The sequence below is a fragment of the uncultured Kordia sp. genome (genome assembly GCF_947496985.1).
Lineage (GTDB): Bacteria > Bacteroidota > Bacteroidia > Flavobacteriales > Flavobacteriaceae > Kordia.
In genome coordinates this window covers 31,904-45,558 of sequence record NZ_CANMEZ010000008.1, presented here as the reverse complement: position 1 = coordinate 45,558, position 13,655 = coordinate 31,904, and the positions used below count along the sequence as shown (strand labels likewise).

At 30.8% G+C, this 13,655-nt stretch carries 16 protein-coding genes; 5 read left to right on the top strand and 11 right to left on the bottom strand.

Annotated features, from left to right (window positions below; all coding sequences use genetic code 11):
- Positions 1-24: 24 nt before the first annotated feature.
- From Q0828_RS18160 to Q0828_RS18140, 5 genes are read right to left on the bottom strand one after another with little or no spacing between them, the layout of a single operon-like run.
- Entirely contained in the window at positions 25-1,032 is a 1,008-nt protein-coding gene (locus Q0828_RS18160) for a MoxR family ATPase (protein WP_298424497.1), read from the bottom strand.
- Positions 1,033-1,063: 31 nt separating this feature from the next.
- On the bottom strand, positions 1,064-2,266 hold the full coding sequence (locus tag Q0828_RS18155; RefSeq protein ID WP_298424494.1) for a DUF4350 domain-containing protein: 1,203 nt from the start codon (positions 2,264-2,266) through the stop codon (positions 1,064-1,066).
- Positions 2,263-3,000, bottom strand: a complete 738-nt coding sequence (locus Q0828_RS18150) for a DUF4129 domain-containing protein (RefSeq protein WP_298424491.1) — start codon at positions 2,998-3,000, stop codon at positions 2,263-2,265. Before Q0828_RS18150 ends, Q0828_RS18155 begins: the two co-directional genes overlap by 4 nt.
- Before the next feature lie 6 nt (positions 3,001-3,006).
- Positions 3,007-3,957: a hypothetical protein gene (locus tag Q0828_RS18145; protein ID WP_298424488.1), complete on the bottom strand. Its 951-nt coding sequence runs from the start codon at positions 3,955-3,957 to the stop codon at positions 3,007-3,009.
- Positions 3,941-4,918, bottom strand: coding sequence for a stage II sporulation protein M (locus tag Q0828_RS18140; RefSeq protein ID WP_298424977.1), 978 nt, complete (start codon positions 4,916-4,918; stop codon positions 3,941-3,943). The genes Q0828_RS18145 and Q0828_RS18140 overlap by 17 nt, the downstream gene beginning before the upstream one ends.
- A gap of 24 nt (positions 4,919-4,942) precedes the next feature.
- Between Q0828_RS18140 and Q0828_RS18135 the strand changes: the two genes are divergently transcribed.
- Together Q0828_RS18135 and Q0828_RS18130 are read left to right on the top strand one after the other, a co-directional pair.
- The gene (locus Q0828_RS18135; protein WP_298424485.1) at positions 4,943-5,683 is read left to right on the top strand and encodes an RDD family protein; all 741 of its coding nucleotides are present in this window, start codon (positions 4,943-4,945) and stop codon (positions 5,681-5,683) included.
- A complete protein-coding gene (locus tag Q0828_RS18130; protein ID WP_298424482.1) occupies positions 5,683-6,288 on the top strand; it encodes a trimeric intracellular cation channel family protein in 606 nt (201 codons plus the stop codon). The genes Q0828_RS18135 and Q0828_RS18130 overlap by 1 nt, the downstream gene beginning before the upstream one ends.
- 52 nt (positions 6,289-6,340) lie before the next feature.
- Here Q0828_RS18130 and Q0828_RS18125 read toward each other — a convergent pair whose 3' ends face one another.
- Together Q0828_RS18125 and Q0828_RS18120 are read right to left on the bottom strand one after the other, a co-directional pair.
- Positions 6,341-7,558, bottom strand: a complete 1,218-nt coding sequence (locus tag Q0828_RS18125) for a hypothetical protein (protein WP_298424479.1) — start codon at positions 7,556-7,558, stop codon at positions 6,341-6,343.
- Between the two features lie 250 nt (positions 7,559-7,808).
- Positions 7,809-8,507: a peptidylprolyl isomerase gene (locus tag Q0828_RS18120; RefSeq protein WP_298424477.1), complete on the bottom strand. Its 699-nt coding sequence runs from the start codon at positions 8,505-8,507 to the stop codon at positions 7,809-7,811.
- A gap of 2 nt (positions 8,508-8,509) precedes the next feature.
- Between Q0828_RS18120 and Q0828_RS18115 the strand changes: the two genes are divergently transcribed.
- Together Q0828_RS18115 and Q0828_RS18110 are read left to right on the top strand one after the other, a co-directional pair.
- A complete protein-coding gene (locus tag Q0828_RS18115; protein WP_298424474.1) occupies positions 8,510-9,157 on the top strand; it encodes a CoA pyrophosphatase in 648 nt (215 codons plus the stop codon).
- Positions 9,158-9,195: 38 nt separating this feature from the next.
- Positions 9,196-9,999, top strand: a complete 804-nt coding sequence (locus tag Q0828_RS18110; RefSeq protein ID WP_298424471.1) for a lysophospholipid acyltransferase family protein — start codon at positions 9,196-9,198, stop codon at positions 9,997-9,999.
- Positions 10,000-10,068: 69 nt separating this feature from the next.
- Here the strand turns inward: Q0828_RS18110 and Q0828_RS18105 are convergent, their stop codons facing one another.
- The 3 genes from Q0828_RS18105 to Q0828_RS18095 are packed head-to-tail and all read right to left on the bottom strand — an operon-like array spanning position 10,069 to position 11,488.
- Positions 10,069-10,335, bottom strand: a complete 267-nt coding sequence (locus tag Q0828_RS18105; protein WP_298424468.1) for a hypothetical protein — start codon at positions 10,333-10,335, stop codon at positions 10,069-10,071.
- 28 nt (positions 10,336-10,363) lie between these two features.
- Positions 10,364-10,990 (bottom strand): hypothetical protein, encoded by a 627-nt coding sequence (locus Q0828_RS18100; protein WP_298424465.1) that lies wholly within the window; start codon positions 10,988-10,990, stop codon positions 10,364-10,366.
- A 3-nt stretch (positions 10,991-10,993) separates the two neighbouring features.
- Entirely contained in the window at positions 10,994-11,488 is a 495-nt protein-coding gene (locus Q0828_RS18095) for an RNA polymerase sigma factor (RefSeq protein WP_298424462.1), read from the bottom strand.
- A 107-nt stretch (positions 11,489-11,595) separates the two neighbouring features.
- Here Q0828_RS18095 and Q0828_RS18090 point away from each other — a divergent pair, with 107 nt between their 5' ends.
- On the top strand, positions 11,596-12,879 hold the full coding sequence (locus Q0828_RS18090) for an NAD(P)/FAD-dependent oxidoreductase (RefSeq protein ID WP_298424459.1): 1,284 nt from the start codon (positions 11,596-11,598) through the stop codon (positions 12,877-12,879).
- Here Q0828_RS18090 and Q0828_RS18085 read toward each other — a convergent pair.
- On the bottom strand, positions 12,876-13,574 hold the full coding sequence (locus Q0828_RS18085) for a lysoplasmalogenase (RefSeq protein ID WP_298424454.1): 699 nt from the start codon (positions 13,572-13,574) through the stop codon (positions 12,876-12,878). The two genes, Q0828_RS18090 and Q0828_RS18085, sit on opposite strands and share 4 nt — an antisense overlap.
- Between the last annotated feature and the right edge of the window lie 81 nt (positions 13,575-13,655).

The window sequence follows — 13,655 nt, the reverse complement described above, 5'->3', positions numbered from 1 at the left end:
TTCACTAGGCGTTAGTTTGATGAATTATCTAGGAATTTCGATAGTTTGAATGATTTGCGTAATAATTTGTTTAGATGTTACACCTTCCATTTCACGTTCTGGCGTTACAATAATTCTATGTTGTAATACAGGGATCGCCACTTGTTTGATATCTTCGGGTGTTACAAAATCGCGTCCGTTCATTGCTGCATATGCCTTTGAAGCTTTTAAGATGGCAATCGAAGCTCTTGGAGACGCTCCAATGTATAAAAATTGATTGTTACGTGTATTTACAATGATTTCGGCAATATATTTTAGCAAATGCGGTTCAACAATGATATCATTTACTAAGTTTTGATATTTCTTAATTTGCTCTTTTGATAAAAAAGCACTGATTTGATCAATCTTTTTCCCATCTTTTAATTCATGCTCACGCGCAATGATTTCAACTTCTTCTTCTATTGTTGGGTACTCAACATTTATTTTGAATAAGAAACGGTCTAATTGCGCTTCAGGCAAGCGATACGTTCCTTCTTGTTCAATAGGGTTCTGCGTAGCCAATACCATAAAAGGCGGTTCTAAAGAATATTTAGCTCCATCCATGGTAATTTGACGTTCTTCCATTACTTCAAACAAGGCAGCTTGTGTTTTTGCTGGTGCACGATTGATTTCGTCAATTAGTAACATATTTGTAAAAACAGGTCCTTTTTTAAATTCAAACTCTGACTTTTTCATGTCAAAAATTGACGTTCCTAAAATATCACTTGGCATTAAATCTGGCGTAAACTGAATACGTCCAAAATCAACCGTTAATGTTTTTGCGAGTAACTTTGCTGTAATTGTTTTTGCTACACCTGGCACACCTTCAATCAATACGTGTCCTTCGGCTAATAAAGCAGTAATAAGCATGTCAATCATTCCTTTTTGACCTACAATTACTTTAGAAAGTTCTTGTTTTATTTTTTGGATTCCTTCTTGTAATTCAGATAGATCAATTCTATTTGTGAATGACAATGGAGTCTTTTCCTCGTTATTATCTCCTAGTAAGTCCATATATTGATTTTAATATAAATTAATAGCTAAGTTATTCCTTTTTGTGAAAACGTTCTATTGCTTTTGTAATGTTTAAAACGTCTTGTTCTTGGAAATGTACTTTCTTTTTTAGTTTTATGATTAATGATATTAATTCGAAAATATCCTCTTGTTTTTTTCCTGATTTTAATGCCAATCGTTTTACAAAACGTTCATCAAGTGCTTGAGTATTCATTAAATACTCGTTTCGTAAATGTTCTAAGAAATACGTGATCTTTTTTCGTACTACGTTTTCATGATCTTTGGTTTCATAGAATAAGTTTCCGATTGTCTTGGCAAAATCGACTGTGGTATTCTCTAATGGATTTATAATTTTTACAATACGTTGTTTTCGTTTTACATTAAACAGTATAAAAACTAATAAGGTAAGTAACGAAAGAAACCAAGCCCAACGTAATGCTGGTTCTGATAAAATGAATCGTAATGGTGAATTGCTTTCATCTACACCGTATTTGTTTTGCGAATCAAAATAGATGTCTTTGTTAGGAATGTATCCTAAAACACCTTCAGCATATTTGTAATGTTCATCTTTTAATAAATGAAAGTTAGTAAATACTACAGGCTGTGTGTGTAATAAAAAAGTACCATCACCAACAGGAATTTTGATAAAGTTGGTATAAATAGAATCGTTGCTAAATTTTTGATACCCTAATGGAATCGTTGTTAAGGTATCAATTTCTGAAAAGTAAATGTTTTTGATTCCTTTTTCAAAAGAGATCACATTGTGTTTTAAATTATAATTAGAAAAACCTAGTTCTGCTTCAGTTGATAATTTGTAATCATACTTTGTTCTAAATCCGAGTGAATCTTGAATGTATCTAGGAATTTCGTGTGTAGACATGAAAATAGTGTTTCCTTCTGAAGCAAAATCGAGTAGCTCATTCAAAGATGATTCGTCTGTGTAATAGTATGGGTTAATACTTATATAACTACCTTCAACAGTATATTTGTAGGTATCCCAATCGTATTTAGCATTGAAGTATTCGTACGGTGTATTTCGTATATTTTTAACGGAAGCTTTGTCAAATAAATTTGAAAACTCTTTGTGTAATATTTTTAAACCATATGGTTTTGTATGTCGCTCATTATAGGTTTCAGTCCAATCAATAGTGACTGGTTTTGAAGATTCAATTGACATTGCCACAATGATAATGACGACTAAAACACCGATGTATATTTTTAATGTTTTACTCATGCAGCAATATTTTTAAGTAATACATTAAACGAATTAGAAGCTTTATTATATTGAGTTTGGTCAATTATAAACTCACCATACCAAATATAATTATACAAGTAGGAAGCATACTGAAACTGTTCGCGTAAGCTTTCATTTTTGATTTCATAAGTATATTCAAGATTTGTTTTTTCTGGATCATACGAAATAATTTCGTAGTTACTCATCTTTTTGAGCATGTTTAAATATTGATAACGGACAGCCAAGCGATAATCGTTATTTGTCGTTGCTTCTTTAATTAAAGCATCAAAATCAACAATATGAATATTGGTTTCTACATCTTCATGTTCTATTAGTTTCTTATCAGATCTTTTTCCAAAAACCCATCGCCCTTCTCCATTCATAATCGCTCTTACAATAAAATACACAACAGCAACAATGATAAGTCCATAAAAAATAAGCTTAACAACATTTAAATATTTAGCTGCTTTTTTACGAGAACCAAGATTGAAAAGTTCGTCTATTTGGCGTTCTAACCAATTTACCAAACGTGTAAACCAGCCATCAGTTTTTTCTATTTCGTATACGTATTCACTACCGTCGTAGGTGTCTTTAAAATTATCTTCAAACGTACGTGGTTGCACATCAGAGCTATCTTCTTGCAAGGGAAGCATTTGCCGAACCGCAGACGCTGTGGCAAGCATTGTTCCTAAGAAAAGAAAACTTAGTAAGATGTATTTTAATTTTTTTAACATGAAGTTTTAAAATCCTTTTCCTATTTCGTCAATAGTACTTTTTGTGTGAATATTTTCTTTTTCTTCTTTTAAGCTATAGTAAATAATTCCTTGATTCATTTGAATAACTGCAGAGGTTAGTAAATTTAATACGTATGATAACATCTGAAGCACAAAAAGGATTACGAATTGTAAAGACCAAGAGTCTATAGCGGTTTGAAATCCGTTAGGATCTTCCAAGGTTGTGATTCCTAAAATACTTGTGATTATAAATTGTACAATACTAATTGCGGTACTAAATACAGATACGATGATAAGAAAAAGAGCAATAGTTCCCATTGCTGGGAAAAACTTCTGAAAACACATATTAAGACCATATCCATAACACTCAAAAATTCCTTTATCGGTATTTAGATATTCCATAAGTGCCGCATGAAGAAACATGGAAAAAACAGCTATTACAAGCAAAATAAATGGAATTCCTATAATTGTAACTGCTAGTATTAATGAGATAATAGTAGCGGCAATCATCGTGACGAGTCCTACAGGTATAGATACTAAGATGTAAATAATTAGTTTGTCTATATTATTTTTGAGTTCATCAAATATTTCTTTAGAATCAAAATTTTGACCTTGATGTTTTTCAAATAATTTAAAGTATATCGGAACATATGCATAGTTTAGTATACTTACAATTATTAATATGAGTAGGGCTAAAGAACCAAATATAATAATTGAACCTAAGTTTTGATCAAAATAATTACTTATCGCATTAGGATCATTGTTTACAATTATATTATTGATAACAATATCTTGATAAAACTTAAATGCATAATATGAAATGGTTATTATAATCAATATAAATACACCATTTACAATAAAAAAGTTTCTAAAGAAATGCCTTCCATTTTGTTTTAAAAAAGTAAACGTATCATGAAAATACGCACTAAAATCTCTTGATTTATATAGTTGAAACATGCAATTTTAATTTTTTGTGTACAATAAATGGGTATATCAAATAATAATAGGAGATAATACCGAGTGTGATTAATATAATTCCGACAGAAAGCCAATTAGGCATTGTGTTCGAATATCGAGTTACGAATCCTTCTAAAAAGCCAGCAGCAAAGGTAAACGGAAATGTGCTAATTAAAATTTTAATTCCGTTTTTTAGGCCTATTTTAAATGAAGCCATCCGTGAAAATGTTTTTGGAAATAGAATACTTGCACCAAGTAATAAACCAGCAGCGCCTTCAATAACAATGGCAAAAATTTCCATTGCACCATGAATCCAAATACCGCGAACACTTTCCCATAATACACCTTCTTGATAAAACATGTATTGAAAAGAACCCAACATGATACCATTATGCAACAATATATAGCCAGTACCTAAACCTCCAAAAATGCCGTAAATGAATGATTGTATACCTACATACAAGTTATTGAGCGTAATTCCGATAAACATTCCAAAGTTTCCTCCACTTTTATAAATAGCAACAGGATCACCTTTTTCAATATTATCTAGTGTTTGATTTACATATCCATCTCCCAAAATTAATCGAACAAAAGAATCATCATACGCAGCAGAAAGTGCTCCAATAGCTACAAAAGCACCAAATATTAGAAATGCATATAATACATATCGTCTATATTGGTGGACAATTAGTGGAACTTCTGTTTTCCAAAAAGAAATAAAACGATTCGATTTTTCTCTTTTAGTTCTATAAATACGTTGAAATGCAGCAGAAGCAAGCTGATTTAAATAGCTAATGGTTTTACTTTTAGGGTAATACGTTTGCGCGTAAGCTAAGTCATTCATCAACTGAATGTAAAGTGATGAAAGTGTATCAGGGTTTTTAAATTGATTATTATAAATGGTTTTTTCAAAGTTTAACCATTTTTCTTTATTTTGCTTGATAAATGCAACTTCTCTCATAGATACGATAAAATAAAACATAAAATGTCAGAGATACAAATTAATACTACTCAAAATGTCAATATCAACTTTACTTTAGCGTCAGTTGGAGAGCGTATCTTGGCACATTTAATAGATTTATTGATAAAGTTCGCTTATGCGGGAATTATAGTATGGATTCTTTCAGGAATAATAGACAGCAGTCCAAGATTGAAAGAATTGGATCAATGGTCAATAATATCCATCTATGTAGTATTACTTTTTCCTTTTATATTTTACTCATTAGCTTTAGAATCATTGTTTGAAGGACAAACACCAGGTAAAAAAGCAATGAAGATTAGAGTGGTGAAAATTGATGGGTACCAAGCTTCTTTTATTGATTATATAATTCGTTGGTTTTTTAGAATTGTCGATTTAAACATGATAAGTGGTTTTATTGCGTTGATTTCAATAATCATGAGTGAAAAAGGACAACGTTTGGGCGGAATGACCTCAGGAACTTCTGTAATTTCTTTAAAAAATAAAGTTCGTATTTCACATACAATATTAGAAGAAATAGGAGCAGATTATAAACCACAATATCCAACGGTAATTAATCTTTCGGATAATGACATGCGTATTATTAAAGAAACATTTACAACTGCACGAGACGCCAAAGATCATGAAACACTTTTAAAACTTAGAAGAAAAGTAGAGGAAGTAATTGGTATTACTTCTACCAAAGACACTGTTACATTCTTAAACATCATCATTAGAGATTATAACTTTTATACCCAAAACATGTAATGCTATTTTATACACTTGATATTATAGGAACGTTTGCTTTTGCCATTTCGGGAGTTTTGGTGGCTATGCAAAAACGAATGGACGTTTTTGGAATATTTATCATTGCTTTTGTAACGGCAGTTGGTGGTGGAACGTTGCGTGATATGCTTATCGGAAAAACGCCTGTTGGTTGGATGAACGATTTGAATTATGTATATGCCATTGCAGCTGCAGTAATCATTTCGATTGTACTTCGGAAAAAATTAAATAAACTCCGTACATCTTTATTTTTATTTGACACGATAGGATTGGGCGTATTCACCATAATTGGTGTTGAGATAGGAATTTCGGCAAATTTACATCCGATTATTTGTATTGCTTTAGGAACGATGAGTGCTAGTTTTGGAGGTGTCATCCGTGATATTTTGTGTAATGAAATCCCTGTGATTTTCCGAAAAGAAATTTATGCAACCGCTTGTATTGTTGGAGGAATTACCTTTTTTATATTACGCTATTTAAAGTTTGAAGAAGATTTAATCTACATATTTACAGTAATAGTAGTTATTGCTATTCGTTTGATCGTTGTAAAATTTCGTGTAAAACTTCCAAATGTATATCAAAAATAAAAAGAGCCGAAACGTATACGAATCAACTCTTTTTGTATATGTGTGTATTTATTTAGAAAAATCTATATCCAAGAATAACAGAAAATTGATTTAACTTCAAAGTTGTTTGAGAAGTTTTTTCTAAAAGCTCTCTTGGTGTTGTAAGTCTCGCTTCTAAAAAGTACGTATTATCGTAACTATATCCTAAACCAAATACGCCTCCAACTGAAGTTCTAAAGGAATCATTTTTGATTGATATAACACCACCTAGTGTATTATTTAATGGAAAATCAACGATTATTCCTGCATTTAAAAATAATTTTGAAGTATCATTTAAAAACATATAATGGCGAATTCCCAAAGGTACTTGTATTGACGAATATTCCACTTCGTACCATCTTACAGCACCATTAATTGGCGATGTCAAACTTCCGCCTCCTTTATAAGATTGATAATATGGGGCTATAAAAGCGGCCCATTTATTTTTATTAAAAGGTAATACATATTCTAAATCAATACCAATTCGAGGACTCCATTTTTGCTCACTATCAATACCACTATCTGAAGAAAAACCAAAAATGGATTCTGTTTTAAGATTTGTTTTTTGATAATTTACTCCAATTTCAGCACGAATACTGAACTTCCCTTTGGTAACTTGCTTATACGTTTCAAAATCATTGTTTTTACAGGTATTATAATCTATAAAAAAGGGAGTTAGACTATTTTTTGTGCAACGCAATTTGGAAACTCTATTTCTTGAGATAGATGCACAAGGTAATTCAGTGTATAATTTTTGTCTATATTCATTATTCTCAGCAATATCTCCATCTTCAGTTATAAAGTTCTTATAAACTAATTGCGCAATACCTGTACCTTGTTTTTTAAAGAAAAACCTACTCACATCACTATCTTTATAATGATATAAGGAAGCATTCCCTTCTACTATAACATTGAGATAAACCGTTTTTTCTTTCCATTCAGGATTTTTGTCATATGATAATTTTGCTAAATCATTTTCTGACATATCAACCTGTACTGTATGTTTTTGATATTTAAAAATAGTAGGAACAGAAAATTCTTTTATAGAACTTATTCGTCCAATTTTAGAATCGTCTTCGAGTGTAAGCTTGTATTCAAAATCAATAGGATTATTTATCCAATCCACATTTTTTATATAACAATCTGTTTTTTGATTGTTGGTAGAGATAAAATATCCTTTTTCAAATTTAATTTGAGCAAAAAGCCCAGAAGTAGTTAATAATAGTAATAGAGTAATACAGTTTTTTGTCATATTTTTCTTATTGTTATTAGTTGTAATTTTAAATAGAGCTCTATAGTAGTAGTATACAACATGATAGATATGTTACATACAATTCTATCTTTTATAGTTGTAAAATAAAAAAGAATCAAACAAATTTTGTTTAATTCTTTTTAAGCGTTTAAAATCTTTTCGAGATAAATCTAAAGAAACTATTTATACTGATTTATATAGATTTTGTAAGCGTAGCAATTTTTTGATAAGTGTTATGTAGAAGAGTATATTACTTTAAAATTTCAACTTTTTTAATCATGATATTTTTCTTTGGCCATTCGCCTTTATCCGTTTCTTGATTGGCAATTTCGTCCACAACATCCATTCCAGCAATTACTTTTCCAAAAGCTGTATATTCTTTGTTTAAATGATGTGTGCCGCCTTTTTTCTGAACAATAAAAAACTCAAAAGGAGAAGCCATTTTATACACATGATCTAATTCTCCACTTGGCATCGAAATCACACCGCGATCATGTTTGAAGCCTTTTTTTGTATCTGGCGGAAGTAGGTATTTTCCAATCTTTCGACGTTTTTTAGCAATATTCCAACCGTCAGAATTTCCACCTTGAATCACAAAATCTTTTACAACTCTATGAAATTGAGTTCCAGCAAAATAATCGCGCTTGGTTAGCATAATAAAATTAGCTCTATGATACGGAGTTTCTTCATAGAGTTCTATATCGATATTTCCAAAGTCAGTTACAATACGTACACGAGTTTCAGGATTTTCTTTTCCATAATCAATCATGTAATCCAGTACATTTTCTGTAGTAATGAAAATTTCTTTTTCTTTCTTTTTTGTTTCTTTTTTTGTTGTTTTAGTCGCTTCAGTTTTTTGTACTTCATCAGAAGTAGGTGTAGAAGTTTTAGTATCTTCACAACTTATAAATGCGCAGGCAACAAACAATAAAAAGCAAATCTTTTTCATAGATGAATTTTGATAATTTTAAAAAAATCCTACCAAAAATAACAAAAATACCACTTCCGGGCATTGCTTCACAGTTAAAAATGGCACCTATTATGCGTCAAGATGCAATAGAAAGTATGGAAGAACGTATGAAAACGGCTCGAAAATCTGCGGTAATGGCATTGTTTTATCCTAATGAAGTCAATGAAACAACTATTGTATTGATTTTACGAAAAGCCTATGTAGGTGTGCATTCTAATCAAGTTGGATTTCCTGGCGGAAAGGCAGAACTAGAAGATACAACATTGGAAGTTACAGCTTTGCGTGAAACAGAAGAAGAAGTCGGCGTAAATATACATACTATTGAAGTGATTCGTGAAATTACATCAACCTACATTCCACCAAGTAATTTTTTGGTGCAACCATATATTGGAATTGTACATAATACACCTACATTTATTCCGCAAGAATCAGAAGTAGCAGCAATTTTAGAAGTTTCGCTTCAGGATTTATTATCGGATGCAGCTACAATTGAAAAAGAATTAACAACTTCTTATGCTACATCTATCAAAGTGCCAGCGTTTTATCTTAATGATCACGTAGTTTGGGGAGCAACAGCAATGATGCTCAGTGAAGTTAAAGATATCATTGTAGAAGCTAGTTCAAATTAGTTTTTGTAAGTTTGTAATTCGCCTAAAAACTAAATTACATGGGATTATTCAAAAGAAATCCTTTCGGACATATACTTTTTCTAAAAAAATGGTTGATTAGAATAGCTGGTACGTTAACACATAGACGTTATCGAGGTTTTAATGAATTGAAGATTGAAGGCTCAGAAATATTAAAAAACCTGCCTGACAAAAATGTATTGTTTGTTTCTAATCATCAAACCTATTTTGCAGACGTAGTGGCTATGTTTCACGTGTTTAATGCAAGTTTGAGTGGAAGAGGAGATTCTATTAAAAATGTAGGATACTTATGGAACCCGAAATTGAATTTATATTACGTAGCAGCAAAGGAAACTATGAAATCTGGTTTGTTACCAAAAATATTAGCATATGCAGGTTCAGTAAGTATTGAACGTACATGGAGAGCAAATGGAGAAGATGTAAACCGTCAAGTAAAAATGAGCGATATTTCTAGTATCGGAATAGCTTTAAAAGATGGTTGGGTAATTACATTTCCGCAAGGAACAACACGACCTTGGAAACCTATCCGAAAAGGAACAGCGCATATTATCAAAAGATATAAACCTGTAGTTGTACCTATTGTTATTGATGGATTTAGAAGATCATTTGATCGTAAAGGACTTCGCATCAAAAAGAAAGGAATTCTACAATCTATGGAAATTAAAGAACCATTAGATATTGATTACGAAAACGAAAGTGTAAATGATATTATTGAAAAGATAGAATATGCCATTGAGCAACATCCATCATTCTTAAAAGTTATTCCGCAAGCAGAATTAGAAGCAATGGAAAAACTGAATGAAAAGCGAAAGTGGGAATATTAAAAAATAGTACATGCTATAAAAAGGACTCATAATAAATATGAATCCTTTTTTTATATAGATAACTGAATCTTAATTCTCAGTAGTAGTCGTTTCTTCGCTTGGCGTTTCGTCATCACTTAATGAAGTAGAAACATAGTTTCCTAACTTATAAAATGTATTATAAATTAATTGAAGAATACCGCCATTTCCGCCAGTAAACATAGCTACATTCATTTGAGAACTTTCTAAAACAAATGTTTTTGAAGCTACTTCTTTATTGAACGTTGTATTTTGTTGATGTGCACTTACAGATACACTGAAGATGAGACACACTATTAAAAAAGCTATTTTTTTCATGATTATTAAATTTAGATGGTAAATGGTTTTATGATTTTAATTGTTTTAATTCTTTGTAATTACGCTTTAGTTTTTTTGTTAATAAACCATATAATAGGTAATAAACTCCATAAAATAAAGCTACAATAATACAAGCGAGTACTATAGTGACAACAGCTAACAATAAGTATTTTGTAATATTAGCTTCCGCTGAAAACTTCTCCATTCCGCCAGTTCCTTCTATAAAACCAATAGGAAAAGCAACGCAAATAGTAAATGCTATCACACTTAAACTATACACAATATAGTTTCTTACAGTACGTCTTGTAGAAATTATATTTTGCATTAAATCTTTAATAGAATTTGTGGTAGAAATCTTTTTATAGTTCATAAAGAACTTATATATGAAGTAAAATACAACTAATGAAGAACCGTAACAGAACCAATTTAGCCAAACAGGCATAGTGGAGTCACTCATTAAATCGGGTTGTATTAAAAGGGCTAGCAATACAATTGCTATTCCGAATCCAAGTTCAAATAAACTGACATAAAAAATCCATTTCACCAAAGAAGAAGATTTCTTATGAGTCATTTTGTCAATATCGTTGTAGGATAGCTTAGGCTGATTTGCCTCTTGCTTTTTCCAGTCTTTTTTTAATAGGTCTAATTCTTCCATGGGTTATGGATTTAAAATCTTTTTCAATTTGGTTTTAATTCTATTCATCTTCACTCTTGCATTCACTTCGGTAATACCAATTGTTTCGGCTATTTCTTTATAATTTTTATCTTCTAAGTATAAGAAAATCAAAGCTTTCTCAATATCTGATAATTGCTTGATGGCTTTATACATTATTTTTAATTGTTCTTCTTCAGTGTCGTCATAATCCTCGGATGTTATTTTAAAAATAACACTTTCGTAGTCCTGAGTCTTTACCGACCTTTTGGACTTCCTGTATAATGTAATAGCAGTGTTTAATGCTACTCTATACATCCAAGTACTAAACTTTGAATCGCCTCTAAATTTCGGATATGCTTTCCATAATTGTATAGTAATCTCCTGAAAAAGATCATTATGTTGTTCTTTATTAGAAGTATAAATTCTACACACTTTATGAACGATATTCTGATTGCGTTCAAGTTCGGTTACAAAACTATGTTCAAGTTCTTTGTTCAATTATTGATGGTTATTTGCTTATATGTGTTCAGTTATACAAATATGTTACATATTTTTTAAAAAAGTTTTTTAAAGCTGTATTTTTGTAGTGTTAAAAACGACATTTTATGAATATACCAAGAACGAGTTTTCCAAGAGTAGTAATAATTGGTTGTGGATTTGCAGGCATTTCACTGGCAAAAGAATTAGGAAAACAAGAAGTACAAGTCGTTTTATTAGATAGACATAATTATCACACTTTTCAACCGCTTCTTTATCAGGTTTCTACAGGTGGATTAGAACCCGATTCTATTGCATATCCAATTCGTAAGATTGTAAAAAACTTCCCTAATTTTTATTTTCGGTTAGCCAATGTTGCTTCTGTTGATCCAGATAAAAAATGTGTTTGTACAGATATTGGAGATATTAATTATGATAAATTAATTATCGCGACAGGATCAAAAACAAATTTCTTTGGAAATTCTTCCATTGAAAAGTATAGTATGGTAATGAAAACGATTCCACAATCGTTGAATCTTCGTAGCTTGATTCTTGAAAATTTTGAACAAGCCTTATTGATTTCTAATTTAGAAGAACGAAATGCATTGATGAACTTTGTCATAGTAGGTGCCGGACCAACTGGTGTAGAATTAGCTGGTGCATTGGCAGAAATAAAAAAAGGAATTCTCCCAAAAGATTACCCAGATTTAGATATTCGTCAGATGAAAATTAATCTAGTTCAAGGTTCCGATCGAATTTTACCAGCAATGAGTGAGAAGGCTTCTGAAAAAGCTGAAGACTACTTACAAGAATTAGGTGTAGAGGTTTGGAAAGATTTACGAGTGACTAATTATGATGGTAATTGGGCATCTACAAGTAGTGATATAAATTTCAAAACGGCAACATTAATTTGGTCAGCAGGTGTAAAAGGAGCTACGATTGCAGGTTTGGACGGAGAAGACTTTATCGTTAGAGGAAATCGTATGGTTGTGGACGAATTTAACCTAGTCAAAGGATTTGAAGATGTATATGCTTTAGGTGATATTGCCTGTATGAAAAATGAATTATATCCTTATGGACATCCAATGATGGCACAACCAGCTATTCAACAAGGGAAAAATCTTGGGAAAAATTTATTGCGAGAAATGAATGGTAAAAAAATGAAACCTTTTGTATATAATGATAAAGGTTCTATGGCTACTGTAGGACGTAACAAAGCTGTCGTAGATTTACCAAACTTCAAGTTTCAAGGAGTTTTTGCATGGTTTGTATGGATGTTTGTTCATTTATTCTTCCTTATTGGATTCAGAAATAGAATGATAGTTTTTGTGAATTGGGTATACAATTATATTCGTTTTGATAGAGAAGCCCGATTAATTATTAGACCATATAAAAAAACACGAAAGCTTTAATTCTTTGTTGAAATAGAATGATGATGTTTAGTATGCTTTGTAGATAAAACACCAAGTATGATCATTAATTGTGAAACACCATAAAAAAGCATAATAAGAATATCTTTATTCGGAATTGCTTTATGAAAAGAATGTAAGCCTATCACAATTTGTGCAATAGTAAAACATATTGTGCCACCAAAAACTAATATATAACTTTTTCTATTCACATTTTTGGAACGCAAAAAAGCAAGCTTCATTAAGTTTAGTACAACAGAAATATACACCATTACTGGAATTAACATATAGTCCAATCCATCATACATTAAATAAATAAGCATTAAAGCAATTAATAAAGAAACGGCTAAAAAGGGAAGCAATCGGTCAATATCGTAGGTGGTTTCTCTGTAAAAATGGAATGAATACAAAAGCAAGGACACTAAAAATAAACACAAGCCCATCAAAAAAGAATAAAATGGTGTATCTTCTAAAAGAATAACATCACCAGCACATAAAAAAGCCAATGCAGCAAAAATAATCAATCTATTTTTTAAAGGCATCATCTTACTATTTAGATAGAAAAAAACACTTAAGATGATAATAATTAAAGGTTTTGTAAAAAGTCTTAATTCGTAAAACTCTTTAGCATTATTAAAATAAATATCTAAAGAGAGGTTCAGAAAAAATAAGAAGATAAATACTTTAAAATACTTCATGCTAGTTATTGCTCGCTAAAAAAGCAATGCAATTTAGTAAAAAAAGTAGTACAAAGTAAGTCTGTTAAAAAATGACCTATT